This window comes from Pseudidiomarina marina (assembly GCF_003987045.1).
In the GTDB taxonomy this organism is placed as follows: domain Bacteria; phylum Pseudomonadota; class Gammaproteobacteria; order Enterobacterales; family Alteromonadaceae; genus Pseudidiomarina; species Pseudidiomarina marina.
The window spans coordinates 815526-841248 of the sequence record NZ_PIPZ01000001.1; the positions used below are offsets into that span (position 1 = coordinate 815526).

The 25723-nt window shown below is 47.6% G+C and carries 25 protein-coding genes and 1 pseudogene; 11 read left to right on the forward strand and 15 right to left on the reverse strand.

What is annotated here, in order from left to right:
- Positions 1 to 30: 30 nt before the first annotated feature.
- The 3 genes and pseudogenes from CWI76_RS03965 to CWI76_RS03975 form a co-directional block, all read right to left on the reverse strand.
- A complete protein-coding gene (locus CWI76_RS03965; protein WP_126759049.1) occupies positions 31 to 2496 on the reverse strand; it encodes an endonuclease in 2466 nt (821 codons plus the stop codon).
- 250 nt (positions 2497 to 2746) lie between these two features.
- Positions 2747 to 3352: pseudogene (locus tag CWI76_RS03970) on the reverse strand (peroxiredoxin).
- A 27-nt stretch (positions 3353 to 3379) separates the two neighbouring features.
- Positions 3380 to 3718, reverse strand: a complete 339-nt coding sequence (locus CWI76_RS03975; RefSeq protein WP_126759050.1) for a Grx4 family monothiol glutaredoxin — start codon at positions 3716 to 3718, stop codon at positions 3380 to 3382.
- 249 nt (positions 3719 to 3967) lie between these two features.
- Between CWI76_RS03975 and sodB the strand changes: the two genes are divergently transcribed.
- Positions 3968 to 4549: a superoxide dismutase [Fe] gene (gene sodB / locus CWI76_RS03980; RefSeq protein ID WP_126759051.1), complete on the forward strand. Its 582-nt coding sequence runs from the start codon at positions 3968 to 3970 to the stop codon at positions 4547 to 4549.
- 134 nt (positions 4550 to 4683) lie between these two features.
- Complete coding sequence (locus CWI76_RS03985) at positions 4684 to 5760, forward strand: NADH:flavin oxidoreductase (protein ID WP_126759052.1); 1077 nt, start codon at positions 4684 to 4686, stop codon at positions 5758 to 5760.
- Between the two features lie 47 nt (positions 5761 to 5807).
- Here the strand turns inward: CWI76_RS03985 and fadR are convergent, their stop codons facing one another.
- A complete protein-coding gene (gene fadR, locus CWI76_RS03990; RefSeq protein WP_126759053.1) occupies positions 5808 to 6518 on the reverse strand; it encodes a fatty acid metabolism transcriptional regulator FadR in 711 nt (236 codons plus the stop codon).
- Positions 6519 to 6704: 186 nt separating this feature from the next.
- On the opposite strand from fadR, the gene dsbB reads away from it, so the two are divergent.
- Complete coding sequence (dsbB, locus tag CWI76_RS03995; protein ID WP_126759054.1) at positions 6705 to 7226, forward strand: disulfide bond formation protein DsbB; 522 nt, start codon at positions 6705 to 6707, stop codon at positions 7224 to 7226.
- On the opposite strand, the gene CWI76_RS04000 is transcribed toward dsbB, so the two are convergent.
- The 10 genes from CWI76_RS04000 to CWI76_RS04045 form a co-directional block, all read right to left on the reverse strand.
- Positions 7223 to 7681 carry a YcgN family cysteine cluster protein gene (locus CWI76_RS04000; RefSeq protein ID WP_126759055.1) on the reverse strand — a complete coding sequence of 153 codons (459 nt, stop codon included), beginning with the start codon at positions 7679 to 7681 and terminating at the stop codon, positions 7223 to 7225. The genes dsbB and CWI76_RS04000 overlap by 4 nt on opposite strands.
- A gap of 3 nt (positions 7682 to 7684) precedes the next feature.
- Positions 7685 to 8329: a fumarylacetoacetate hydrolase family protein gene (locus tag CWI76_RS04005; RefSeq protein ID WP_126759056.1), complete on the reverse strand. Its 645-nt coding sequence runs from the start codon at positions 8327 to 8329 to the stop codon at positions 7685 to 7687.
- A 6-nt stretch (positions 8330 to 8335) separates the two neighbouring features.
- Complete coding sequence (locus CWI76_RS04010) at positions 8336 to 9283, reverse strand: lytic murein transglycosylase (RefSeq protein WP_241967970.1); 948 nt, start codon at positions 9281 to 9283, stop codon at positions 8336 to 8338.
- Between the two features lie 38 nt (positions 9284 to 9321).
- Positions 9322 to 9603, reverse strand: coding sequence for a YcgL domain-containing protein (locus CWI76_RS04015; RefSeq protein ID WP_126759058.1), 282 nt, complete (start codon positions 9601 to 9603; stop codon positions 9322 to 9324).
- A gap of 2 nt (positions 9604 to 9605) precedes the next feature.
- A complete protein-coding gene (gene rnd / locus CWI76_RS04020; RefSeq protein WP_126759059.1) occupies positions 9606 to 10739 on the reverse strand; it encodes a ribonuclease D in 1134 nt (377 codons plus the stop codon).
- A 3-nt stretch (positions 10740 to 10742) separates the two neighbouring features.
- Positions 10743 to 12422, reverse strand: coding sequence for a long-chain-fatty-acid--CoA ligase FadD (fadD, locus tag CWI76_RS04025; RefSeq protein ID WP_126759060.1), 1680 nt, complete (start codon positions 12420 to 12422; stop codon positions 10743 to 10745).
- 79 nt (positions 12423 to 12501) lie between these two features.
- Entirely contained in the window at positions 12502 to 13413 is a 912-nt protein-coding gene (locus tag CWI76_RS04030; protein ID WP_126759061.1) for an alpha/beta fold hydrolase, read from the reverse strand.
- Positions 13414 to 13432: 19 nt separating this feature from the next.
- The gene (locus CWI76_RS04035) at positions 13433 to 14005 is read right to left on the reverse strand and encodes a Slp family lipoprotein (RefSeq protein ID WP_126759062.1); all 573 of its coding nucleotides are present in this window, start codon (positions 14003 to 14005) and stop codon (positions 13433 to 13435) included.
- 134 nt (positions 14006 to 14139) lie between these two features.
- The gene (tsaB, locus tag CWI76_RS04040) at positions 14140 to 14844 is read right to left on the reverse strand and encodes a tRNA (adenosine(37)-N6)-threonylcarbamoyltransferase complex dimerization subunit type 1 TsaB (RefSeq protein ID WP_241967943.1); all 705 of its coding nucleotides are present in this window, start codon (positions 14842 to 14844) and stop codon (positions 14140 to 14142) included.
- The gene (locus tag CWI76_RS04045) at positions 14841 to 16766 is read right to left on the reverse strand and encodes a DNA repair helicase YoaA (protein WP_126759063.1); all 1926 of its coding nucleotides are present in this window, start codon (positions 16764 to 16766) and stop codon (positions 14841 to 14843) included. Before CWI76_RS04045 ends, tsaB begins: the two co-directional genes overlap by 4 nt.
- A gap of 436 nt (positions 16767 to 17202) precedes the next feature.
- On the opposite strand from CWI76_RS04045, the gene hisG reads away from it, so the two are divergent.
- Genes hisG through hisIE form a run of 8 tightly spaced genes read left to right on the forward strand, consistent with a single transcriptional unit; the run spans position 17203 to position 24327 of the window.
- Complete coding sequence (gene hisG / locus CWI76_RS04050; RefSeq protein ID WP_126759064.1) at positions 17203 to 18111, forward strand: ATP phosphoribosyltransferase; 909 nt, start codon at positions 17203 to 17205, stop codon at positions 18109 to 18111.
- 3 nt (positions 18112 to 18114) lie between these two features.
- Positions 18115 to 19413, forward strand: a complete 1299-nt coding sequence (gene hisD, locus CWI76_RS04055) for a histidinol dehydrogenase (RefSeq protein ID WP_126759065.1) — start codon at positions 18115 to 18117, stop codon at positions 19411 to 19413.
- A complete protein-coding gene (gene hisC, locus CWI76_RS04060) occupies positions 19410 to 20519 on the forward strand; it encodes a histidinol-phosphate transaminase (protein WP_126759066.1) in 1110 nt (369 codons plus the stop codon). Before hisD ends, hisC begins: the two co-directional genes overlap by 4 nt.
- On the forward strand, positions 20516 to 21601 hold the full coding sequence (gene hisB, locus CWI76_RS04065; RefSeq protein ID WP_126759067.1) for a bifunctional histidinol-phosphatase/imidazoleglycerol-phosphate dehydratase HisB: 1086 nt from the start codon (positions 20516 to 20518) through the stop codon (positions 21599 to 21601). Before hisC ends, hisB begins: the two co-directional genes overlap by 4 nt.
- On the forward strand, positions 21598 to 22215 hold the full coding sequence (hisH, locus tag CWI76_RS04070; RefSeq protein WP_126759068.1) for an imidazole glycerol phosphate synthase subunit HisH: 618 nt from the start codon (positions 21598 to 21600) through the stop codon (positions 22213 to 22215). The genes hisB and hisH overlap by 4 nt, the downstream gene beginning before the upstream one ends.
- Entirely contained in the window at positions 22196 to 22933 is a 738-nt protein-coding gene (hisA, locus tag CWI76_RS04075) for a 1-(5-phosphoribosyl)-5-[(5-phosphoribosylamino)methylideneamino]imidazole-4-carboxamide isomerase (RefSeq protein WP_126759069.1), read from the forward strand. Before hisH ends, hisA begins: the two co-directional genes overlap by 20 nt.
- Positions 22915 to 23691 (forward strand): imidazole glycerol phosphate synthase subunit HisF, encoded by a 777-nt coding sequence (gene hisF, locus CWI76_RS04080; RefSeq protein WP_126759070.1) that lies wholly within the window; start codon positions 22915 to 22917, stop codon positions 23689 to 23691. Before hisA ends, hisF begins: the two co-directional genes overlap by 19 nt.
- Positions 23692 to 23712: 21 nt before the next feature.
- Complete coding sequence (gene hisIE / locus CWI76_RS04085; RefSeq protein ID WP_126759071.1) at positions 23713 to 24327, forward strand: bifunctional phosphoribosyl-AMP cyclohydrolase/phosphoribosyl-ATP diphosphatase HisIE; 615 nt, start codon at positions 23713 to 23715, stop codon at positions 24325 to 24327.
- Here hisIE and CWI76_RS04090 read toward each other — a convergent pair.
- Positions 24318 to 25715 carry an MATE family efflux transporter gene (locus tag CWI76_RS04090; protein ID WP_241967944.1) on the reverse strand — a complete coding sequence of 466 codons (1398 nt, stop codon included), beginning with the start codon at positions 25713 to 25715 and terminating at the stop codon, positions 24318 to 24320. The genes hisIE and CWI76_RS04090 overlap by 10 nt on opposite strands.
- Positions 25716 to 25723 lie beyond the last annotated feature (8 nt).

Consider the following 25723-nt stretch of genomic DNA (forward strand, 5'->3'; position numbering starts at 1 on the left):
CCTTTGAAGGACTCATAACCTAAATTCTTTCTAAAACCCGAACGATTGACCTTGATTAAGGTTTCCTCGAGTACTGCGACTCGGGTTTTGCCACAAAAAGTCGCTATATTGGGTTCCTGAACCACTCAACTGCAGTGAATCGTTTGCAGATGAATTGGCAGTTTCAGATACACCAATTGCCTCAGACTGCATACCCGCCGCTGGACCAGATGTTGCCGTCATTACGCCCTCGTAGCTTATAAACTGCACCACTTCTCCTTGAGCATCAATCAATGCGAGACCATCAGGCGAACCATTCTGCATGCCAGCAAAATCAAATGCTAAGGTGCCGAAGCCACCTTGTTGATTGCTGATGACTCCGGCAAGTGCAACAGTCGCGTAAACTTCGCCATTGCTGCCGTTGTATCCCAAAATTGTCCAGCCACTGAGGTCGCTGCCAGAGTTACCGGCTACTTCAACGAACTCATTTCGGTCACCACCTTTATTGTCATAATGAAATTCATTAATCCAAACAACTGGAGTAACCGGCGGCGCACTCACATTAACCAATGCAGCACTTTCGTCTGTCGCACCTGCGTCATCGGAAACAGTGAGCGTCACAGAGTATTCACCAGCAGCTGAAAACGAATGATTATTCAATGCGCCCGTTGCTGTTGTGCCATCGCCAAAATTCCAATCATAGGAGACAATACTGCCATCAGTATCGCTGCTTGCTGACGCATCAAATTGACATTCTAAGTAGGTACAAGTGGCGTTAAATACGGCTGTTGGCGGTGTATTGACCGGCTCACTGCTCACAAAGCTTTGGCCTGAGTTAACGCTACCCGCAGTTGCGCTTTGAGGGGCTTGCCAAGTAAAATCACTGTATTGCTCGCCCGAGCCACTAAGCTGTAACGAATAACCGACAGGCGTCGAGCTGGTTTCACTAACGCCAATATCTTGCGATGATTGTCCAGCTGCTGGCCCATCAACTGCGGTCATAACGCCTTCGTAGCTTAAGAACTGCACCACGTTGCCTTGAGCATCAATTAAGGCCACACCATCCGGCGCGCCATTCTGCAAGCCGCTCATTGGAACGCTTAAAGTACCGAATCCGTCACTTTGATCAGCCAGAACACCGCTCAAATTAGCGGTCGCGTACGCTGTTCCGCCGTTACCGTTATAGGCTACTAATTGCCACCCACTTAAATTGCTTCCTGCACTGCCGGCCACTTCAACGAATTCGCCCGTGTCGATTCCATCATTATCGTAGTGGATTTCATTAATCCAAACGCTTGCGGCTTGTGTTCCGCCGTTTGCAGTTGCAATAACCTCATTACTAAATACCGATTCGTTACCTGAGGTATCGACTGCCGTCACAACGTAATAGTAGGTTGTACCACCCGAAACACTGTAATCATCATATGCTGCTGAAGTAACGAGTGCACTGGTTAATCGACTGTAACCACTACCAGCGATTGTGCTTCGATAAACGTGATAACCGGCGAGATCAGATTCGGTATTTTGGTTCCAAGCTACGGCAATAAGTCCGCTGCCTGCAGAAGCACTCACATAGCTCGGCGCTGTTGGTGCCGTGGTATCGCCACCACCACCTGAGCTCCCATCACAGATGTTCTCAAACACACAGGTTGCGAATTCAGGGTGATCAATAAACGGATTACGGTTGCCTTGGAATGAATACACGATATCGTTGCGACGGCGTTCCAAGTCATCCACGGGGTCTTCTTGATGCCATTGCAGCAAGACTGATTTCAAACCCATGTATGCGACCGAGATGTTTGCGCCCTGATTGGATTGAGCAATCAAATTGCGATCATCCGTCAGAATCAGATCCGGCTCGCTAAACCCAGTCACGCCATGCGTACCGCCTTCATAACGCACTGCCATGTACATGAGTGCACGAGCGACATCGCCGCGACGCCCTGACCAGGTTTCCCAAGTGCCGGTATCAAAAGACCCCTCGGTCCAATTTGATTCGCTTGAACTACCACCTCGACCATTATTGAATTCAGTCGGCTTTTCAGTACAAGCCGTCGTGCAATTGGCATAAGGCTTATTACTGCGGCTTGAGTTATAGCTGCTATCTGAAATAAATAAATGATGAGCATCGGTATAAGCATAATTTGAGCTGCCATCATTTGGAAAACCATAAGACTTTGGCCAGCTATGCTCGCGATTATAAAGTGTGTTTCCACCACCAACTTTTCCATAACTGGCGTTTTTATAAACATCGATCACATTATTCGAATTATCCGGATCTTCATCTGCTGCTTCTAAAATATCCCAAGTATCGGTGCTACTTGAGGTATATGGATAGCGTTGGTGATCATCAATAATTTCGTGGAGCGATTGTTGTAAGGTTTGTGCGTTGGTTTGATCAACTGAGTTGTAATAATCAGCAGGTGGAGCTGCAATTGCTGTAAGTGAGTAAAATGAAAAACAAGTTACCGCGAGCAGGCTTTGTTTTAACAAGCCTTGTTTTGAATGAACGCTCATCGATTTACCCTTATAATTTTTATAAATAATTGGTGTATACATCGAATATTTATTGCAAATAAAGCTTAATCAATAATTAAACATCTGATCATTAATTAACCAAACCTTTGCAGTAAACGAGCGCATTAAATCACTTCTTTATTAATTTTCAATGACATTTTTGAGAAATAAAAAAGGCCGCCCGAAGGCGACCTCTTGTTCTTTAGTCTTTCGTTTTCCGAATAACGAATAACCAATAACGCTTTTTGTTTTACAGCTTGCTAGCGTTCTTAGAAAGGTAATCAGCAACACCCTTAGGATCAGCCTTCATACCTTCATCACCTTCTTTCCAACCAGCTGGACATACATCGCCATGCTTCTGGTGGAAGTTCAACGCGTCAACTAAACGAATCATTTCGTCAATGTTACGACCTAATGGCAAGTCGTTTACGATTTGGTGACGAACTAAACCGTCTTCGTCAATTAAGAATGATGCACGGAAAGCAACGCCCGCTTCTGGATGCTCAACGTCATAAGCACGGCAAATTGAGTGTTTTACGTCTGCAACCAATGGTTATTTCACTTGGCCGATACCGCCGTCTGCTTCAGCGGTGTTACGCCATGCGTTGTGCGTGAATTGTGAATCGATAGAAACACCAATAACTTCAACGCCACGCTTTTTGAACTCTTCTAAACGGTGATCAAATGCGATCAACTCAGAAGGACAAACGAACGTGAAGTCGAGTGGATAGAAGAAAACAACCGCTTTCTTGCCTTTAATTTGCTCGTGCAAGTTAAAGTTTTCAACAATTTCGCCAGTACCTAGTACGGCAGCTGCAGTGAAGTTAGGAGCCTTACGACCTACTAATACACCCATGGTTAATCTCCATTTAGTTGTTTAAGTTTATTCAGCTTCTGGCGCCGGATGACGCGCAGCAACTTCGTTAATTAATTCTTGTAATTCGCCTTTTTGGAACATTTCCAAAATAATGTCACAACCACCAACTAACTCGCCTTCAACCCACAATTGCGGGAACGTTGGCCAATCAGCAAATTTCGGCAATTCAGCGCGGATATCTGGGTTTTGCAATATATCCACATACGCAAAAGCTTGACCACAGCTCATGAGAGCTTGTGAAGCTTGCGATGAGAAGCCACAGCTTGGTAACTTCGGTGAACCTTTCATGTACAACAGAATCGGGTTTTCTGCGATCTGTTGCTTAATTTTTTCAACAGTTTCCATGACTACCTCAGGTAATGAGCGTTTCTAACGGCGCGCATTATACCATGTTCAGAAAACACATTCAGTACGCGAAACCGTCATAAAGAAGTTATACTTTAGGGTAAAGTTAACCCTTGAAATAAACTTTTGTGCCACAATTTAACTATATAGTGACGGCAAGTTTTGAATTCAATGGTAAAATAGCCGGAATTCAGAACAAACAATCAAACGTACAACACATTCATTTCTCAACAACAACGGAGAGTCGACATGGCATTTGAATTACCAGCATTGCCTTACGAGAAAAATGCACTTGAGCCACATATTTCAGCAGAAACCATTGAATATCACTATGGTAAACATCACCAAACTTACGTGACTAAGCTGAACGATGCGGTAAAAGGCACCGATATGGAAGGCAAGTCACTCGAAGATATTATCAAAACTTCAAAAGGCGGCGTATTTAACAACGCAGCTCAAGTTTGGAACCACACGTTCTATTGGCATTGTTTAAGCCCAAATGGCGGCGGTAAGCCAACTGGCGCTGTTGCTGATGCAATTAACGCAGCATTCGGTTCGTTCGACAAGTTCAAAGAAGAGTTCAGCGCACAAGCAGCTGGCAACTTCGGTTCTGGCTGGACTTGGTTGGTGAAAAAAGCAGACGGTTCAGTTGCAATCGTGAACACCAGCAACGCTGAAACCCCATTAACTGATTCGTCAGTAACGCCTATCCTGACCGTTGATGTTTGGGAGCACGCTTACTACATCGATTACCGTAATGCGCGTCCTAACTACTTAAACGCGTTCTGGAACTTGGTAAACTGGGACTTCGTAGCGAAAAACTTCGCTTAAGTCTGATTTATTCAAACGGCCAATGCCCATAAGGTGTTGGCCGTTTTTTAATTCCTTCCGCCCTGATCAATTTCCTTGTAAATCACGTAATCATCCCCACTAAAGTTATATAACTTAATTTGAAGTGAGGGCTTATGTTTATTGATGTACCCAATCGTTTTACCGTCGCACCAATGACGCGCACCAGTGCGGATGAGCATGGTGTTCCAACCGCCATCATGGGTGATTATTACGAACGCTTTGCCAAAGGCGGCTTCGGTTTGGTAATTACCGAAGGTGTTTACACCGATGATCGCGCCGCACAAGGCTATGTGAATCAACCTGGTATCATTAATGCCGCGCAAGCTGACGCTTGGCGAAATATTGTTGAGCGCATTCATGCGTCCGGTAGTAAAGCCATCATGCAACTGATGCACGCTGGCGCACAAATGCAACACAGCAATTTCGTTGATCAACCAATAGCACCAAGCACTGTGCAGCCCAAAGGTGAGCCATTAAGTTTATACGGCGATGTGCCAGGTTGGTTGGAGCCGAAAGAAGCTTCGCTGAGCGACCTTGAACATGCACTAAATGGTTTTGTCGCTTCCGCAAAAAGAGCCGAAGAAATTGGCTTTGATGGCGTTGAGTTGCATGCTGCGAATGGGTATTTATTGAATGAATTTTTGAGTACTCACTTTAATCAACGTGAGGATGAATTTGGCGGCTCACTCGATAAGCGTATCGCGTTTGTTGAACGCGTCGTTCGCGCTGTCCGTAGCGCCGTCAGTGACAACTTTGCGGTTGGCATTCGAATCGGCCAGATTACTGTTACCGACAATGACTATCAATGGCCTGAAGGTGAAGCCGCAGCGGTAAAATTAGTGCGTATTTTAGCTGACGCCGGCGTCGATTTTATTCATACCACCGACACATCAGTTGCCCGTAAGCCTTTTGCTGATGGCAGTGACAAAACACTGGCTGACATTGTTGCGGCTGAAACGAACGTTGGTTTGATAATCAATGGCGGAATTGATGAGACGAATTACGCGGACTATGCCGCGAAATTCCCAAATGCTTTACTTGCCTTAGGTAAAAAAGCATTAGCGAACCCAGACTTCCCAGAGCGTTTTAAAGCAGGTGATACATTGGTGGATCTAGATTTTCAAATGTTATTGCCAAAGGCCACGTTAGAGAACGAGTGGAAATGGCGCGCCGAGCAAGGCGTCGAGTAAATCAGACTGAAGCTTTGTCGAGTAACAGCGGTTACTCGACAACATCTTTATTCGACTAGATTATCTGGGATATCACCACGCATGCTGTGCCAGATACGGCCTGATTGGTAACCATATTCACGAACCAATAAGACCGCGTCATCACGGCGCGAGTCAGCCGCCATTTCTCTTAAATCAGCGTAGTACTTGCGAGCCAACTTACGTGCATCATCGTTTGAGAAATAGAAATTACCAATGCGTGAATATAATCCTTTAAAGCCATTCAATACCAATACGTAAATTGGATTGCCAGATGCCATCGCAAGATCATGATTCAAACGATAATCATATTGGCTAAAGGCTTCAGCTGAATCTTCAAGCGACTCAGCTTCTTTTAATAGTTCGACAACCTTATCTGGTGCATTGCGAACTGCTTGGCGAATATAGATAGCACTAATGTTGGTGCGAGCAGATAGTAACTGATCGACTAACTCAGGCATGCCATCTTCATCAAGTCGCGCTAGCGTCTCAAGGATATTAAGCCCCGACGTTTCCCAAAAATTATTGACCCGCGTTGGCTTGCCATGCTGGATAGTCAACCAACCATCACGGGCCAAACGCTGCAACACTTCGCGCAAGGTCGTACGGGTAACACCAATCAGCTCGGACAACTCACGCTCTGCTGGTAAGATAGTGCCGGGTGCAAAATGCCCGTTCCAGATTGATTTTACGATGTATTCCTCGGCAAAACCTGCTGGACTTTGTGCCTTAATAATCATGAAGTGGCCTGTATTTTGAATAACGTTACCTAATGTAGGGTTACTATTTGTTATAATCCATTGCCTGATTCTATCAGTCTTTTCAATGGTCGGACAAGTTTTGTAAAGCTTCTTAACCCAATCTTATCGACAATCAATTTAGGCTCAGGTATGGTTCTTGGCAAATAATTATAAGGCGGTGATTTTATGCTAACTTTTTTGGCCAAACTTCCAGCACAGCGTAACGCTTGGGCAATTCTTTCTGCATCCTGCTTTGCATTGTTAGCAGCGGCGTTGTTTTTCCAATACCAGCTTGGCTTAGAGCCCTGTGTGAAATGTATTTATCAGCGCACCGCCATACTTGGCATTGGTATAGCCGCATTAATTCCACTGTTCGCGCCGCAGCTCCTAGTGACTCGTTTACTGGGTTTTGCCGGATGGCTAGTTGCCGCTATTTGGGGTTGGCTAATTGCCCGTGAACATCTCGAAATTCAAAATTCAGAAAACTCGTGGTTTATTGTTTGCGACACCTTCCCTAACTTCCCTAGCTGGATGCCGTTACATGAATGGTTTCCAAGTTTCTTCGCTGCCCCTGGGCAATGTGGGGAAATTGACTGGCAATTTGCCGGTTTAAGTATGCCCGGCTGGATGCAGGTGATCTTTGCAACCTATACGATTATCGCCATTGCCGTTATTCTTGCGCGCTTGGTGAAATTCAAAACCGTTTAATTGGTATCGCGTAGCGGCCAAGTCACAATACGAAGTTCGAGATCTTCTTCCACTGCATCTTCGCTGTCGACTAAGCCTGCTGCGCTCATACCAGCGGCAATCATTGGCACCCTTGAACCGGCATGATACAACGGGTGCCAAGAGGCCAACCCACGCCCCTCGGCTAAACGACGATAAGCACAGCTGGTCGGCATGTAGTCTAAGTCATAAACGTTGTCTGGCGTAATGACAACACAGTCCGGCACATGCTGCTTACGGTTAGCGTAATCTGAGCATTGCGCCGTTTTGGTATTGAGTAATCGACAACTGACATCGGTATAGTGAATCACTTCGTCGTTGTCAGATTCGTCAATGAGCTTATGCAAGCAACACTTACCGCACCCATCACAAAGACTTTCCCACTCCTCGTGGGTTAATTCGTTTAACGCTTTATCTTTCCAAAATTGACCGCTCACAGTTTACTCGGCTGCTCGCACATCACCAGACCATCGCCACTGCTGCCCGTCATTTTTAAGGGTTAACTCAAGCTTATCGCCTAAACCCAGCGCGGCGACGCCAGCCGGCGTTCCAGTCAAAACGACATCACCCGGCACTAACGTAAACTGTTGTGAAATATCCGCCAGCAAATCGGCAATAGCAAAAATCATTTCGCTTGATTTGCCGTGCTGTCGAAGTTCACCATTCACCGACAACGCAATATCAAAATCTGCATCGGCATTAAATTCAACACGCTCAACCATCGGTCCGAGCACACATGAGCCATCGAATGCCTTCGCCCGCTCCCACGGTTGCCCTTGTGCTTTTAGTTCGCTTTGCACTTGGCGTAACGTTAAATCAAGCGCGACACCGTAACCTGCAACGGCTTTTATTGCTTGTTCTGGCGTCGCTTTACGTAATGGAATGCCAATATAAACAGCCAATTCAATTTCATGTTGGCATTCGCCTTGGTCGGTTGGAATACGCACTTCAGGAAGGCGGGTAATTGATGATGGCGGCTTCATAAATAACAATGGCCGAGTCGGCACGGGATTATTTAGTTCAGCGGCATGGTCAACATAGTTACGGCCTACACAGACAATTTTACTTGGCGGTTGTAATCCCATACGTGATTACCTCGGGAAACGAATACGGTCGGACAAATACCCTACCGCCGCCACAAAATAATGCGAGCGGTTCCAACGCATCAACGCATCGTAGTTGTTGTACGCTAAAAATACACGGCCTTGTTTATCATCCGGTATCACCACCGATGCTTCAATGTCGTCGCGCTTGGGTAAATCGCCGCCATCGTAGCGACGGACACCGAGTTCCTGCCATTCTGACAACGACTTTTTCACCTTCAACGAAGCTAATTCAGTATCAAATTCTTCAGGCAGTTGTACCTGGCGGCCCCAAGTAACGTCGTCACGCCAGCCAACCGATTTCAGGTAATTTGCCGCTGAGGCAAATACGTCGCCTTGCGAACCCCAAATATCTTTACGACCGTCGCCATCGTAATCAACCGCATATGACATAAATGAACTCGGCATAAACTGCGCTTGCCCCATTGCGCCAGCCCAAGATCCCTTCATTTGCTCAATCGGAATATGACCTTCTTCAACAATCGTCAGTGCGTGCCAAAGTTCTTTCTTGAAGAACTCCTCGCGACGACCTTCATAAGCCATGGTAGTTAAGGCAGAGATAACATCCATACCACCTGTAAAGGCACCAAAATTCGTTTCAATACCCCACAGCGCCACAATAAAACGTGGTTGCACGCCGTATTCGGCACCAATCTTTTCGAGTAAATCTCGATGCTGCTCGTACATTTCTACTGCTTTTTTAGCCTTCCACTCTGGTACTGCTCGCGGCAAATAGGTATCAAGCGTCAGTTTGAATTCAGGTTGATTACGATCAGCTTTCACTGAGCGTTGGTAAAACTGAACGTTGGCAAATGCCGTTTCTAAGGTTTGTTGGCTGTAACCATCAGCAAGTGCCTCTTGCTTGAGCTGCTCAACATAGGTAGCAAAACCCTCTTCGCCCTTTTCTTCAGCTACTGCTATCCCGGGCACCGCCATAAATATTACCGCTAAAGTTAGATTACGGACGACTTGAATCATGACGCAGACTCCTGGTGTTGTTGCTTATGCGTAGCCAATAAATTTTCTTCTTTCGGTGGCATCTGCAAATAAAATCCCGCTTCATTGAGGTGCTTGGTCAACTCCTCAACACTTAACCGTGCTAACTTGCGATCTGCTTTAAGCGCAATTGTCATCACGTGTATAGGTTGACCAAAGCTTTTCTGCAAAGGTTCAGGGATTTTTGTAAAGTCCGCCGGATGCGGCATGTAAAGATAGGTATCAGCCCGTCGCGGGCTGCGATAAATCGCACACAACATGATTAACGATCTCGCTGTAATATCGCTTCCAAAGATGCTCTCAGCTTAGCCCCTCGCCAGCTTCGGTACAAGTCAGGGAGTGACAGGTCTGACTTGGCTGCCTCAGGTACTTGCCACGCCCAATGAATCACATCATTGATTTGGCGTCGCGATGCAATTAATCCAGGCTCGACACCTAACTCTTTGGCTAGGGCCGCTACCGCTTGTTTAATCGCATTGAATACCGGCTTATAACCACGCATATCAGTCAAACGCTCAAGTGGCGCTGGTAAGCTATCTGCTGCCTGTCCAGCTCGAATGGCCGTCAGCAATGATTCACCGGCATAACGAATCGTTACTGGCGATAAATCGATAATACCGCGTAATTGCCCAAGATTTTGTGGCATACGACGCGCCAGCTCAAGTAACGTATGATCTTTCGCCACGAAACCAAGCGGAATATCCGATTTCTTCGCACGTTCTAATCGCCACGCCATTAACTCACGTAATACAGCAAGTTGCTGTTGATTACATTGCCAAGCATTACCAAAAAATAGATACAACCATTGCGGTGGCACCGGCTGCGCGCGACGAATCACTTGCTCAGCACTTTCTGCTTCCACTAGCGCAATCTTCTCATCGCTAAGTTCAGCTCGTAAGCGCGGATAGATATCATGCAAATAGAAAACGTCAGCTGCGGCATAATCAAGTTGTTCTGCAGACAATGGTCGCTGCAACCAATCCGTTCGCGATTGTGATTTATCCAGTTCAACATCGTTGTAATGTTTCACCATCGCCGCATACCCCATCGCCTCACCATGCCCCGCAAAAGCTAAAGCAATCTGGGTATCGAAAATATGGGTAGGAATTTGCCCCATGTTTTGCGCTAAGATTTCGTAATCTTCACCGCCAGCATGTATGACAACATGAACATTGGGATCTTTTAGCAATTGCCAAAAAGGCTCCAAATCTACGCCTGAAGTAGGATCAATCAGCACTAACTGATCGGCCGCGCGCACCTGCAGTAAACCCAAACGGGCATAATAAGTACGCGTACGAACGAATTCAGTATCAAGAGCTAGATACGGTGCTTGCCGAGCTTGCTCGCAAAAAGCAAGCAAGTCAGCATGGCGAGTAATAAGCTGAAATGGCAGCATGTGTTAGTTCGACTTTGCCTCTTCTTCGTCGCGAAGCTCGCGACGGAGTATTTTGCCGACGTTACTTTTTGGCAATTCGTCACGAAACTCAACTAACTTAGGAACTTTGTAGCCAGTCATATTTTCTCGCGCATAATTAATCAGCTCTTTTTCGCTTAAGCTGTTGTCTTTACGCACGACAAATACCTTAACCTGCTCACCTGATGCTTCATGAGGTACGCCAATGGCAGCAACTTCGAGAACTTTTGGATGATCGGCAATCACATCTTCAATTTCATTTGGATATACGTTAAAGCCCGAAACCAAAATCATGTCTTTTTTACGATCGACAATTTTGAAAAAGCCATTTTCATCCATCACACCGATATCACCAGTCGCGAACCAACCGCCTTCTTTCATCACTTTCTCGGTTTCTTCAGGACGGTTCAAATAGCCGACCATGACTTGCGGCCCGCGAACCTGAATTTCACCCGGTTCACCTTGAGCAACTTCTTCACCGGTTTCGGTATCAACAATACGAACATCAGTAGACGGTAACGGAATACCTATGGTGCCATTGTAATGCTCGATGTCCGTTGGATTCACCGTAACAACCGGCGAACATTCAGTTAATCCGTAACCTTCTAGCAGACGTGATTTCGTCACGCGCTCCCACTGTTCAGCCACTGAGCGCTGCACCGCCATACCGCCACCAAGAGCAATTTTTAGGTGCGAGAAATCTAAGTCTTTAAAGCCCTCGGCATGAAGTAAACCGTTAAACAGGGTATTCACACCAGAGATCATTGAGAACGGGTACTTCTGCAGTTCTTTGACGAACCCTTTCATGTCACGCGGATTCGTGATCAGAATATTACGACCACCGTGCTTCATGAAGGTTAAGCAATTCGCCGTTAAGGCAAAGATATGATAGAGCGGAAGTGCTGTAACTATGGTCTCTTCGCCGTCGTTCACCAACGGCGCAACAATTGCTGAAACCATCTCTAAGTTCGCCACCATGTTGCGGTGCGACAACATCGCGCCTTTGGCTAAACCAGTGGTGCCGCCGGTGTATTGTAAAAACGCAAGATCGTCGCCGTTGAGCTGTGGACGTTCATAATTTGCCTTCTCGCCCTGACTCAATGCACTACGGAAGTTCACGGTATTTTTGAGCGTATAGCTCGGTACCATTTTCTTCACATATTTGACGACAGCATTCACAATCCAACGTTTCGGTGCCGGCAGCATGTCACCAATAGCGGTTAAGATAACATTCTCAACCGGCACGTCAGCTTCAACTTTTTCAAGTGTATGTGCGAAGTTATCGAGAATAACAATTGCTTTTGCATTTGAATCAGATAGCTGATGCTTTAATTCTCGCGGCGTATAAAGCGGGTTTACGTTAACAACCACAAGACCTGCGCGCAAAGCACCAAATAACGCAATCGGATACTGCAACAAGTTTGGCATCATAATTGCCAATGCATCGCCCTTTTTAAGGCCCTGTTGTTGCAAATATGCAGCGAATTGACGAGAAAGTACGTCAAGTTCGTTGAAAGTTAGTTCTGTATCCATATTCACATAGGCAACTTTGTCACCATAGTTTTGGATACTTTGCTCGAAAATGTCGACCAGCGAATTAAAGTGGTCCGGATCAATAGTCTCCGGTACGCCAGCTGGATAACGTTTAAGCCAAATTTTATCCACGCGCTTCATGCTCCTGAACAATTTATGTCGTTTTTATATGTTAATAACTCGCAATCATCGCATATCCGACCAGTGTTGCCTAGCCGTTGTGTGCACGAACCATCTGTGATAATGCACCAATAATCGCAGCTGGTTGCTCCATATGTACGTGATGACCGCCTTCAACTTCTGCAACTTCAAGTTGCGGAACAAACGCCTGCCACTGCTCGAGCGCTTGTTTCAGACGTTGATGACCGGTACTTCCTAGAATGACTGTAAACGGGCATTGGATATGTTTTAGTACATCAGCAATTTGTTCGGCAGTCAGCCGTACTGGCGATTTTAGACGTAATTGTCCATCGGCGCGAAACCGAAAGTCATTGTCACCAAGCTGCTCAATGCCGCGCTCGACCAATATCGCCGCCAAGTCACGGCTAAAGTCACCAGCATGTTTGCGCGCCATGATTGCGGTTTGCAGATCACGGTAATGTGGGCGATGTTTGAATTGTTGCTGCCAACGACTCTCAAAGCCTTGACGTAAATCGGTAGTGGTGTCGCTGGCTTTAGAAGCAAGCAGACCAAAGGCTTCTATCGCTACTAGCCAGGAAACCTTTGCTGGTGCAATGCCAGCAAACATATTGGCGACATAAGCGCCCATCGAGTGAGCGACAATACTGACACGTTGCCACTGTTGTTGCTCACAAATGTGCCAAAGGTCATAAACGTAATCCATAAATGGGTAATAGTTGCCTGCCGGACGATGATCACTGTGTCCATGCCCTGCCCAGTCGAGCGCAATGAGATGATAGTTTTCGGCAAGAGGGCTTTGTAAAAAGGCATCGGCTAGTGGCAGAAAACTATGCGCATTATCTAACCATCCATGCAGCGCTAGTAACGGTTCACCCTTTGGGTTTCCCCAACAGAGCCCGCGCACCACGCCCCACGGCAACTCAAAAGAAACAGGCTCAGCAACTTGCCGAGCCTGTTGATATACCAATGTTTGTTCAGTCATTGAATCGTACAGCTTCTGTTTAGTTATCTTTATTCTGCTTAGAGCCTTTTTCCATCACTGGGCCTGGGTAATAAATCGGGCGTGGATAGGCTGGGCGCGTGTACCAATAATGGCGATACCATAGCGCATCATAATTCACTTCTACACGAGTCGGCTCTTTACGAACCGGCCATAGGTATTTGCTCGAGACATTTAATACCGGAAACAAGTAGGTATATTCATCAATTGTACCGGTTTCTGGTTCGGCTACGGTGCCGACGAAAGTAACAGAGCTACCTTGCTTCCATACCATTGGGTCAACAAAGCCACTTAATTTTGCGCGAAAACGGCCTTGGCTTTGATCACTTGTCAAAGGACGTCCCCAACGGTGCAAATCGAAGTTCACTACTTCAATGACAGTACCGTTATCCGAGTTGCGAACTTCAGCCACAACCCCACCCCAACGAGCAGTCTTGCCAACCGCTGATTGTGGTTGTTCAAGTGCAGCACTATACGGAACTAAAGCGTCCTCGTCAGCTACTTGTAGTGCATCCGGTACTGATGAACAAGCGGTCAATAACAGCGCTGCAAAAATGGGAACTATACGTTTCATAATCGGTACCTCACTGACTTTTCTAATCATGCTAACTACATCCAAACTGGATACGAGTAACTTTCTAAAAACTCGCAAAGTCTGTGTTAGTTATAGCACTTTGATTGAGCTTCTGCTCAGTAAGTTCCGGCGTTTTATTCACGTCCTGGTAACTTTTTCCAAGCAACTTCATTACGTACATACAACGGCTCCAGATCGGCAGCGTCAACAGGTTTACCGTGAACCAATGCCCAGCGCAGTATATCCTCTGCAAGTGGTAACGTAACGTCATCAAGCACCGTCACTAGGCCCGGCGAATTCAGCGCATCACCATAGGCCTGCCAGCCGGTTCCTGCCCCTATAACCGAATTGCCAACAGCAATCTCTGGCCACCACGACTGCATCGTAATATCCGCTAATGGTGCCATTTGCTCAGGCGCTAATTGTTCTGCCATACCCTGATTATTGCGAAACGGCGCGACATAAATTTCCTGCATTCTTGCATCAATCGCACTTATCACGACTTGAGCGTCATGATTGCGGATAGCTTGCTGCGCAAGTGCCGTTAATGTACTGACGGGAAAAATCGGTAAAGTGTGACTAAACGCCAAACCTTGAGCGACAGAAACACCAATACGCACGCCAGTAAAGCTGCCAGGACCGTTACCAACCACCAAAGCATCAAGGTCAGCAAGTGTAATTTGCTGTTCTTCAAGCACTTCTTGCACGAAGCCTAAAATGCGCTGTGAATGCTCTCGGGGAGTCACTGCGGCACGGGTGACAATCACGTCGCCCACCTTAAGCGCAACCGAGCATTGCTCAGTCGAAGTATCAAGTGCTAGCACTGCATTCAAATTCACTCTGAATTCTCCAACGTATCTAAAAAATCAAGCGCTACCGTTAAATCGCGTGTGCGGCGCATGGTTGGTAGGCTTTGTAAGAACACCCCGCCATATGGCTTGGTTACTAATCGCTGATCACAAACAATCAATACCCCGCGATCATCCGCATCCCTTATTAGGCGTCCTGCGCCCTGCTTCAGTGCGATAATAGCTTGCGGCAATTGTACCTGAGCAAACGGGTCAACTCCACGTAACCGACAGTCTTCCACACGGGCCTGCAATAACGGATCGTCGGGGCTCGCAAATGGCAATTTATCAATGATAACGCAACGCAGTGCATCGCCGCGTACGTCCACGCCTTCCCAAAACGATGCAGTACCAAGCAGTACGCCATTGCCAGCGGCGATAAACTGTTGTAATAATTCACGTTTACTAGTGCTTCCTTGTACAAAAAGAGGCCGATCCGTTTTATTCTCTAATTGTTTTGCAATCAGCTGAAGCATACGGTGGCTCGTGAATAACACAAAAGTGCCACCGCTTTGATTGTGGTCAATCACTTGTTCAACAATATCGAGTAGCGCTGCCGGCATTTCGCGTTCGTGCGGCTGCGGTAAATAACGCGGTAGGCACAGTAAAGCCTGTTCAGCGAAGTTAAACGGGCTTGCTAAACACAGCGTTTCCGCATGGTTAATACCAAGTTGTTCAGTAAAATGACGAAAATCTTCACCAACTGCTAGCGTTGCCGAGGTGAATACCCACGCCATCTCGCTACGTTCAAGATAGCCACCAAATTTTTCAGCGACACTTAATGGCGTTTGATGCAAGGTCACTTGTCGAGCCGTGGTTTCAAACCAGAAACTATAACCCGTGCGACTTACATCCTGCAGTTGTTCCCATTTATGTAAAAACTGCACACAGCGCTCATAAGCATTATCAAGATCTTGATTGCGCCCAAGTGCACTCTTGCAAACCTCACGCAAAAATGTGAGATGCTCCGCCACGACATCAGCGGCCAATCGCACTGCGGGCTGTTGCGAAAACTGACGCCAATTACCGCGCATCGGATCTTTGGGAAACACCAAACGCCAGTCATTTAAACTACCAAGTACCTTATCAGCGGCTTTATCTAATTGCCGCAAGTCTTTTAATTCAGTTAAGTACAGCACTTTTAGCTCATGGGCTAATTCTTGCAATTGTCGACTCGAAACCGCCTCACCAAAATACTGGCTAGCAATATCAGGCAACTGGTGCGCTTCATCAAAAATGACGGCATCAGCTTGCGGTACCAGCTCTCCGAAACCAACATCCTTAAGCGCCATATCGGCAAAAAACAAATGATGGTTCACCACCACTAAATCGGCATCCATCGCGCGCTTTCTCGCCTTCACAAGATAGCAATCTTCATAATCGGGACAATCACGACCCAAACAATTGTCGACCGTACTCGTTACAGTTGGCAGAATTGGTGCGTCTTCTTGCAGAATATTAATTGTCCCCACATCACCATCATCAGTACGTTGCGCCCATTTTCGGATTTCGACTAACTGACCTTGTAGCTCTTTACTCATTTCACCGCTGTGCGCTACAGCTTGATTCATCCGATGCAAACATAAATAGTTCGCGCGACCTTTCAATAGTGCGACCATTTTTTTCGGCGCTAAAGCATCACGCAACGCCGGCAAATCACGGTGATACAACTGTTCTTGCAAGGCTTTGGTTCCGGTCGAAATAATGGCTTTGCCATCATTCAGTAATACTGGCACCAAATACGCAAAGGTTTTGCCGGTTCCCGTTTCCGCTTCGACAACGAGTTGCGATTTTTTGACTAAGGCACGCTCGACAGCCGCTGCCATCTCGCTCTGCGCCGCTCGTGGTCGAAAGCCCTGCAAGGTGCGCGCCAGCACGCCATCAGCTTGAAATTGTGAGGTAACTTTAGACATGAATTGGGTTCGAAATTAGTGATGCGACAAATGTAACATAAAACCCAACCACGTTACTCGTTATTCGTTGTTCGTTATTGGTTACTCGTTATTTGTTATTCGAGGGGTGTACGATAAACAATATTTCTATACAACTTGATACAGGAAATTATATTTTCTTTGTTTTTATTGGTTGATAGCGATAAAAATACCTATACAATCAACCCATACTTTAATCGAAGAGCTAAACAATGCCTTCGAATAACGAACAACGATTAACGATTAACGATTAACGAACAACGATTTTATGATTTTAAAGCAGCACCACCATCACATACATCCGTGTTAGCCCAGAAATTCTCTGAAGGCTAACTCAATTATTTTGGGGCTGCCTTCACTGAATTCATAACGAACCCCGCAAGGCGCCCTTTGCGGGGTTTTTTATTAGGAGTTTTACATGGTCGTCGATAAAAATTCACAGCGCTTAACCATTGCGATTCAAAAATCAGGACGTTTGAGCAAAGAGTCTATTTCCCTTCTGCAAGCTTGTGGTTTCAAATTCAGTTTGCACGAAGCTCGCTTATTAGCGCACAGCAGTAACCAACCTGTTGACTTGCTGCGAGTGCGCGACGATGACATTCCTGGATTAGTGATGGATGGTGTGGTTGACCTTGGCTTGGTCGGCGAGAATGTTCTCGAAGAAGTACGACTTGAACGCAAAGCGACGCAACTTGCCTGTGAAGTTCAACGATTGCGTGCACTCGACTTTGGGCAATGCCGTTTATCCATAGCGGTACCGAAAGAGGAAGCCTACAACGGCATTCAAGATCTTGACGGCAAGCGCATTGCAACAACCTACCCATACTTATTGCAGAACTATTTACAGCAACGTGGCGTAGCAGCTAATAACGCTATTCTTACGGGTAGCGTGGAAGTGGCACCGCGTGCGGGGCTGGCTGACGCCGTATGTGATTTGGTATCAACCGGCGCTACCTTAGAAGCCAATGGTTTGGTCGAGAAAGAAGTGATATTCCGTTCGCAGGCACAGCTTATTCAACGTCCAGAGCCCTTATCTGCAGCCAAGCAGGCCATTATCGATCAATTACTACCGCGTATTGACGGTGTGCAAATGGCTCGCGAGAGCAAATACATCATGCTGCACGCACCTGTGAAAGCACTCGAGCAGGTAGTGGAGCTACTCCCTGGAGCAGAGCGACCGACTGTGCTACCACTAAATCACACCGATGAACTGGTGGCGGTACACGTGGTTAGTACTGAGAAACTGTTCTGGGAAACCATGGAAGAATTAAAGGAAATTGGTTGCAGCTCTATTTTAGTGTTGCCTATTGAGAAGATGATGGGGTAAGCCATGCGCGTATTTCAGTGGTCACAATTATCCGACCAACAACAAGCTGATGTGCTTGCGCGACCAGCACAGAGCCAATCGGTTGAATTGCAGCAGCAAGTGGCAGCCATAATTAATGCGGTTGCCAGTGAAGGGGATGCCGCGGTATTGCGCTACACCCGTCAGTTTGATTGCGAAACATTAAGTGAGTTGCGCTACAGTGAGGCTGAAATTGCGGCGCAAGCGGGAAAACTTTCGACTGATGTGCAACAAGCGATTGATACGGCCTATGCGACCATTCGTGCGTTCCACTTGCAGCAGCAACCACAAGACATTCGCGTTGAAACCGCTCCGGGCGTTGTTTGTACGCAACGCTTCGACGCATTGAACGCTGTTGGTCTTTATATTCCCGGAGGTACCGCCGTATTGCCATCGACCGCGCTGATGTTAGGTGTACCGGCACAAATTGCGAATAACCCACGTCGTGTGCTCGTGAGCCCGCCAGATAAAAACGGCGAGCTTAGCCCTGCGCTGATGTATGTGGCGCAAAAATGTGGCATTACCGAAGTGTATCGATGTGGCGGTGCGCAAGCGATTGCAGCACTTGCAGTAGGAACCGAGAGTATTGCGCCTGTGGCAAAAATATTTGGCCCAGGGAATAGCTTTGTAACCGCAGCAAAACAGCAAGTGGCACAGCGTAATGGCGGTCCGGCCATTGATATGCCGGCGGGTCCTTCAGAGCTTCTAGTAATTGCCGATGACACGGCCAATCCTGCTTTTGTTGCGGCCGACTTATTATCGCAAGCCGAACACGGCGCTGATTCACAGGTTATCTTGGTCAGCCCAAGCGCGTCTCTCATTGAAGCCACGCAATCGGCTATCGAGCAGCAACTTGAAGTACTACCGCGATCTGCAACAGCACGTAAGGCGCTAGAACAAAGTGCGTTGATTCAAACTGAATCGCTTGAACAGGCTTGCCAGATCAGCCAACGCTACGCGCCTGAGCACTTATCCGTGCAGCTGGATGATGCGGAACAGTATCTTCCACAACTGACGTTAGCTGGCTCTATTTTTATCGGCCACTACACCCCTGAGTCTGGCGGTGATTACGCCACCGGAACAAATCACGTGTTGCCGACATATGGCTTTGCGCGCAACTACAGTAGCCTAGGCCTGCTTGATTTTTATCGCCGCTACACCACTCAAACAGTTTCCAAACAGGGGTTAGCGCAACTGAGTAAAGCAATTATCACGCTGGCTGAAACGGAAGGTTTACGAGCACACGCTCGTGCCGTCAGCATTCGCTTGGAGAATCAATCATGACGTTAGCGGCAACCTTACAACGTGCACACTTAGCTGAGTTAACGCCGTACGCATCGGCACGTCGTAGCATGAGCGGTGGTGCGGTTTGGCTGAATGCCAATGAAGCGCCTGTCACGCCGGTTTTGGCGGAAACGGCAACACAGTTAAATCGTTATCCAAGCTTTCAAAGTGCGGCGCTCAACCAAGCCTACGCGAACTATGCTCAAGTCAGCGCTGAGCAAGTGCTTAGCTGTCGGGGCAGCGACGAAGCGATTGATTTACTCATTCGCAGCTTCTGCGAGCCTGGGCAAGATGCCATCATGATCACTACGCCCACTTACGGTATGTACGCCATTAGCGCCCAAACCCAAGGGGCTGGTGTGGTTGATGTACCGCTAGTTAGCGCCGAAGACGGCACCTTGCAGTTGAATGTGGACGGCATGTTAGATGCGATGGCTTCGAACTCGCAACGCATCAAATTGGTCTTCGTTTGTAACCCGTCGAATCCGCTTGGCAACAACGTAAATTTAGTGGAACTAAAGCGACTGATTGAAAGCGTTGGCGATCAAGCTCTTGTGGTTGTGGACGAAGCCTATATTGAGTTTGCTGCACATGAATTAGCGACAAACAGAAACGTTCAAGCATTGAATGAAGTAAGCCAATGGCTTGCGAAGTATCCGCAGCTTGTGGTGATGCGGACCTTGTCAAAAGCGTTTGGCTTAGCGGCAATCCGCTGTGGCTTTGCGCTAGCCAATACAGATGTCATTGACGTACTACGTAAAGTGATTGCGCCCTACCCAATGCCACAGCCGTGCTTAGATATTGCTGAAAAAGCGCTATCTGCCGAGGGCATCGCGGCAATGCAGCAAGCAATTGCCGAAACCACAGCCCAACGACTAACGTTTGTAGAAGCCATAGCAAATAAGCCTTGGATTAAAAAGGTTTGGCCAAGCTGCACCAACTTTGTCTTACTGGATGTCGAAAATGCGGAACAGCTCGTTGAGCAATGTCGTCTTGGTGGTGTCTTAATTCGTAATCAGTCAGCACAACGCGGACTAAACAACAGCGTCCGCGTCAGCATCGGAAGCGCAGCAGAGATGCAGCAGTTAATGGAGGTATTGCCATGAGTTCAAGTAGCCCACAGAAAATTTTATTTATTGATCGCGATGGCACGTTGGTTGAAGAGCCGCCAGTGGATAAGCAGTTAGATAGCATTGCGAAGTTAGTGTTTGAGCCGCAGGTGATTCCAACCTTGTTAGCGCTACAAAACAAAGGCTATCGTCTGGTGATGGTATCGAATCAAGACGGTTTAGGTACCGATAGCTTTCCGCAATCCGACTTTGATGCCCCGCATGATCTGATGATGGCAATTTTCAACTCACAAGGTGTGCAGTTTGACGATGTGTTGATTTGCCCGCACTTTGACGAAGACAACTGCTCGTGCCGCAAGCCGAAACTTGGCTTAGTGCGTGATTACCTGGTGCAAGGTAAAGTTGATTTCACCGACTCGTACGTTATTGGCGATCGCGATACCGACATGCAGCTTGCCGAAAACATGGGAATTCGGGGCATTCGTTATGACCGCACGAACAATACTTGGCAAGATATTGCGCACACATTGATTAACCAGCCGCGGATCGCTGAAGTTCAGCGGACAACTCGCGAGACCGATATCAAAGTGGCGGTAGATTTAGATAAATCCCAACCGATTCGCATTCGTACAGGTATTGGTTTTTTTGACCACATGCTCGAGCAAATCGCCACGCACGGTGGCTTCTCACTGGCACTTGAGGTAGCTGGCGACCTGCACATCGACGAACATCACACGGTTGAAGATACCGCACTAGCATTTGGTCAGGCATTGCGCCAAGCATTAGGTGATAAGCGTGGTATTGGCCGCTTTGGCTTTGCGTTGCCGATGGATGAATGCCGTGCAGAATGCTTGATTGATTTATCCGGGCGCCCTTACTTGCAGTGGAATGCAGAATTCAGTCGTGACAATGTTGGTGAGCTCTCTACCGAAATGGTGAGTCACTTTTTCCGCTCGTTGAGCGACGCGATGGCCATTTCGCTGCACTTAAGCACCACGGAGGGCAATGCGCACCACCAAGTGGAGAGCTTATTTAAAGTGTTTGGCCGTGCTTTGCGTCAGGCCATTGCTCGGGGTACGAGTGATGAACTGCCATCGAGTAAAGGAATGTTGGCATGACACAACAGAACTTAGTCATTGTTGACACTGCTTGCGCGAATTTAAGTTCGGTACGATTTGCTTTCGAACGGCTGGGGGTAACCCCAGACGTTACCGCCGATGCAGCTCGAATTGCCGCCGCTGACCGGGTAATTCTCCCCGGTGTTGGCACAGCACAAGCCGCCATGCGCAACTTACAGCGTCTCGAACTTGTCGAAACCTTGCAAAGCCTGCAGCAACCGGTGTTAGGTATTTGTTTAGGTATGCAATTGTTAACGGATTGGTCAGCCGAAGGCGAAGTGAATTGTTTAGGCGTGATTCCTGCACAAACCGTACGTTTGCAAGCGGGCGAGCTCCCCTTACCACACATGGGTTGGAATACGGTAAGCGCTGTTGGCGACAACCCGCTATTGCGCAATATGGATGCCGAAGCTTGGTTTTACTTTGTGCACAGCTTTGCCGTTGCGAAAGACGACTCGACTATCGCGCAATGCCGCTATGGTCAAGAATTTGCAGCCATGATTCGGCATAAGAACTATTTTGGTGCGCAATTTCACCCAGAACGCTCTGGCCAAGCTGGCGCTCAATTATTAAAAAACTTTTTGGAGTTAACTGATGCTGATACCCGCGCTTGATTTGATTAATGGCGAAGTTGTGCGCTTACAGCAAGGTGATTTCGCAAGGCAAACGACTTATTCAAGTAATCCGCTAACGCTTGTTGAAGCTTATGAAAAAGCGGGTGCCGAATGGTTACACTTAGTCGATTTAGATGGTGCGCGTGATACATCGCAACGCCAATTAGATTTGCTCAAAGGCATTACCGCAAGTACCACCATGAACGTGCAAGTAGGCGGTGGTATCCGCAACCAAGCTGATCTTGAGCAACTTTATGCAGCTGGTGTGCAGCGTGCGGTTGTCGGTTCAGTCGCCGTGCGCGAACCAAAACTGGTACAGCAATGGCTGCAAGAATACGGCCCAGATGCCATTGTGCTGGCCTTAGACGTTCATATCGATAACGATGGTGTGGCTTATGTTGCTACGCACGGCTGGCAGCAAACGTCGACCACAACGCTGACCGACCTCATTGATAGTTATTTACCCTATGGGCTTCGTCATGTGCTCTGCACTGATATAAGCCGCGATGGCATGTTAACTGGTACCAATGTTGCGCTCTATCAGCAACTCAAACAGCGCTATCCCCAACTACAATTACAGGCGTCAGGCGGCGTTGCCAGTTTAGATGATTTAGTGGCATTGCAGGCCATTCGTTGTGACTCAGTGATTCTCGGTAAGGCGTTGTTGACAGGAAAATTCACCTTAACGGAGGCATTACAATGCTGGCCAAACGCATAATACCATGCCTTGATGTTCGCAATGGCGAGGTGGTCAAAGGTGTTCAATTTCGCAACCACGAAGTCATCGGTGCCATTGAGCCATTAGCGGAGCGTTATGCTCAAGCCGGTGCTGACGAATTAGTATTTTATGACATCACCGCATCATCCGATGCTCGCGTTGTGGATAAATCATGGGTTGAGCGCATTGCGCGCTTAATCGATATTCCATTTACCGTTGCCGGTGGCATCAGTTCGATTACGCAAGCGCAAGAAATTCTAGCCATGGGCGCCGACAAAATATCAATCAACTCACCTGCCCTGCGCGATCCAAACCTGATCAACGCACTGGTTGAAGAATTTGGACAGCAGTGCATTGTGATAGGTATCGATAGTTTTTATAACGCAGAAACGAATGCCTACGAGGTCTATCAATTCACCGGTGATGAAACGCGTACCCAAAAAACCGCGTGGCAAACACGTGATTGGTTACGTGAGGTGATCGCTCGTGGTGCCGGTGAAATCGTCCTGAATTGTATGAATCAAGACGGCGTGCGCAAGGGATACGATATTGAGCAGCTGAAAATGTTGCGTGCCGATTGCCCGGTACCGTTAATCGCTTCGGGTGGCGCCGGTAGCATGGAACATTTTGAGCAAGTATTTAAACAAGCGGATGTTGACGGTGCGCTTGCCGCCTCGGTGTTTCATAAAGGAATGATCGAGATTAAAGCACTCAAGCAATCATTGCAGCGGGCAGGCATTGCCATTCGGCCGGTGTAAAGCCGCGACAAGGAGTAACTCATGCGAATTAATCAAACGAATATCGACATGGTCGATTTTGCCAAAGGTGACAACCTACTGCCTGCTATTGTGCAACATGCCTTAAGCGGCGAAGTACTAATGCAAGGCTATATGAACAGTGAGGCACTGCAGCGAACCTTAGCTAGCAACAAAGTGACATTCTATAGTCGCAGCAAACAACGATTGTGGACGAAAGGCGAAAGCTCTGGCAATACGCTCGAACTCGTTAGCGTTCACACCGACTGCGATCAGGATAGCCTATTGATACTGGTTAAACCGGCGGGCCCTACCTGTCATTTGGGCACTCGAAGCTGCTTTACCGATGCGCAATCACAGCCGATGCTGCAACGCTTAATGGATACCATCGAATCTCGCCGGGGCGCGCCGGTTGATAGTAGCTATACGGCTTCGTTATTTGCCGAAGGTGTTAAACGAGCGGCTCAAAAAGTTGGTGAGGAAGGTGTTGAAGTTGCGTTAGCCGCAGCGGCTGGCGATACCAAAGAACTCCTCAATGAAAGCGCAGACTTGCTCTATCACCTACTGGTGACATTAGCGGCCCGCGATTTATCCATAAACGATGTGTTGGACGTGTTACATCAGCGGCATCAGTCGTGAGCCGCTGATTCTTCGGTAAAACGCGCTGCATGAGCCAGTTTATAACGGCGACTGACAACCAGCAGTCGCCAGCTTAACAGTACGGCTGCGCAACTTAAGCCCACAATAAAGCCTATCCACATACCAGCGGCACCCATTGGTGGCACAATCCAGTCAGTCAGCGACAAGATAATACCTAGGCTCAAACCAAACGGCCAATAGGATACAAACGTAATAAACATCACCACTTTGGTATCTTTGTAGCCACGCAACGTGCCCATCGCAATCGCCTGGAAGGTGTCAGATAGAGTAAAAATTGCCGCCAATCCCATAAGTGTCGCCGAGAGCTGAATCACTGCCTGGTCATCGGTGTATAAGCTGGCTAACCACGCCCCTGCAAGATACATAATTAATCCGTTTACGGCGGCAAATGTCATGCCATAAACCGTGGCTAACTTATGGCTTAACATCGCGTTCGCTGGGTTCCCTGCTCCCAACGCAAAACCAACCCGCAACGTCACCGCCATCGATAAACTTAACGGCACCATATAAACTAATGATGAAATATTGAGAGCAATTTGATGACTGGCGACCACCGTGGCGCCAAGCGGAGCGATAACCAACGCGGCAGCGGCAAATAAACTCACTTCAAAAAACATCGACGTTGCAATCGGAAAACCAATGCGCACGATATACCAAATATCATCCCAGTTCGGCGCATGGAATGTCTTAAATATCTGTAATTTCTTGAAACGCTCAACCACCGACACATAAACCAACATCCCAAACGCCATCACCCACAACACAATCGCCGTCGCCAAACCACAGCCGGCACCACCAAGGGCTGGCATGCCAAATTCACCATAAATAAAGATATAGTTGACTGGAATGTTGACCAACAGGCCAAGCACACCGATGACTAACGACGGAACGGTGTGTGATAAGCCTTCGCAAAAGTTGCGCAGTACCATATAAAGCACTAGCGCAGGAATGCCGAAGCTGACATAAAATACGTAATCGAGCGTCACCCGGCGAAATTCATCTTCGACCGACATTGCGTTAAGAATAAGCGGCGCAGCCTGAATGACGGCAAAGCACAACACGCCGCCAATCAGTGCGGAGTAAATACCCTGTTGCACCATATTTGCGACTTTGTGGTGTTTCCCAGCTCCATCAAAATGGGAAATGATTGGCGCCAATGCTAACGCCAAACCCATGATAATTAACGTGGACGGCACCCAAATACTGCCGCCGACGGAAACAGCCGCAAGATCAGTGGCACTGACACGGCCCGCCATCAACGTATCAACAACGCTCATCAACATTTGCGTTAGTTGAGCGATCAAAATGGGGCCAGTGAGCCGAGCTAATTTAATTGACTCAGTCCACCAATGATTGGGTTGTTGCACTTCTTTAC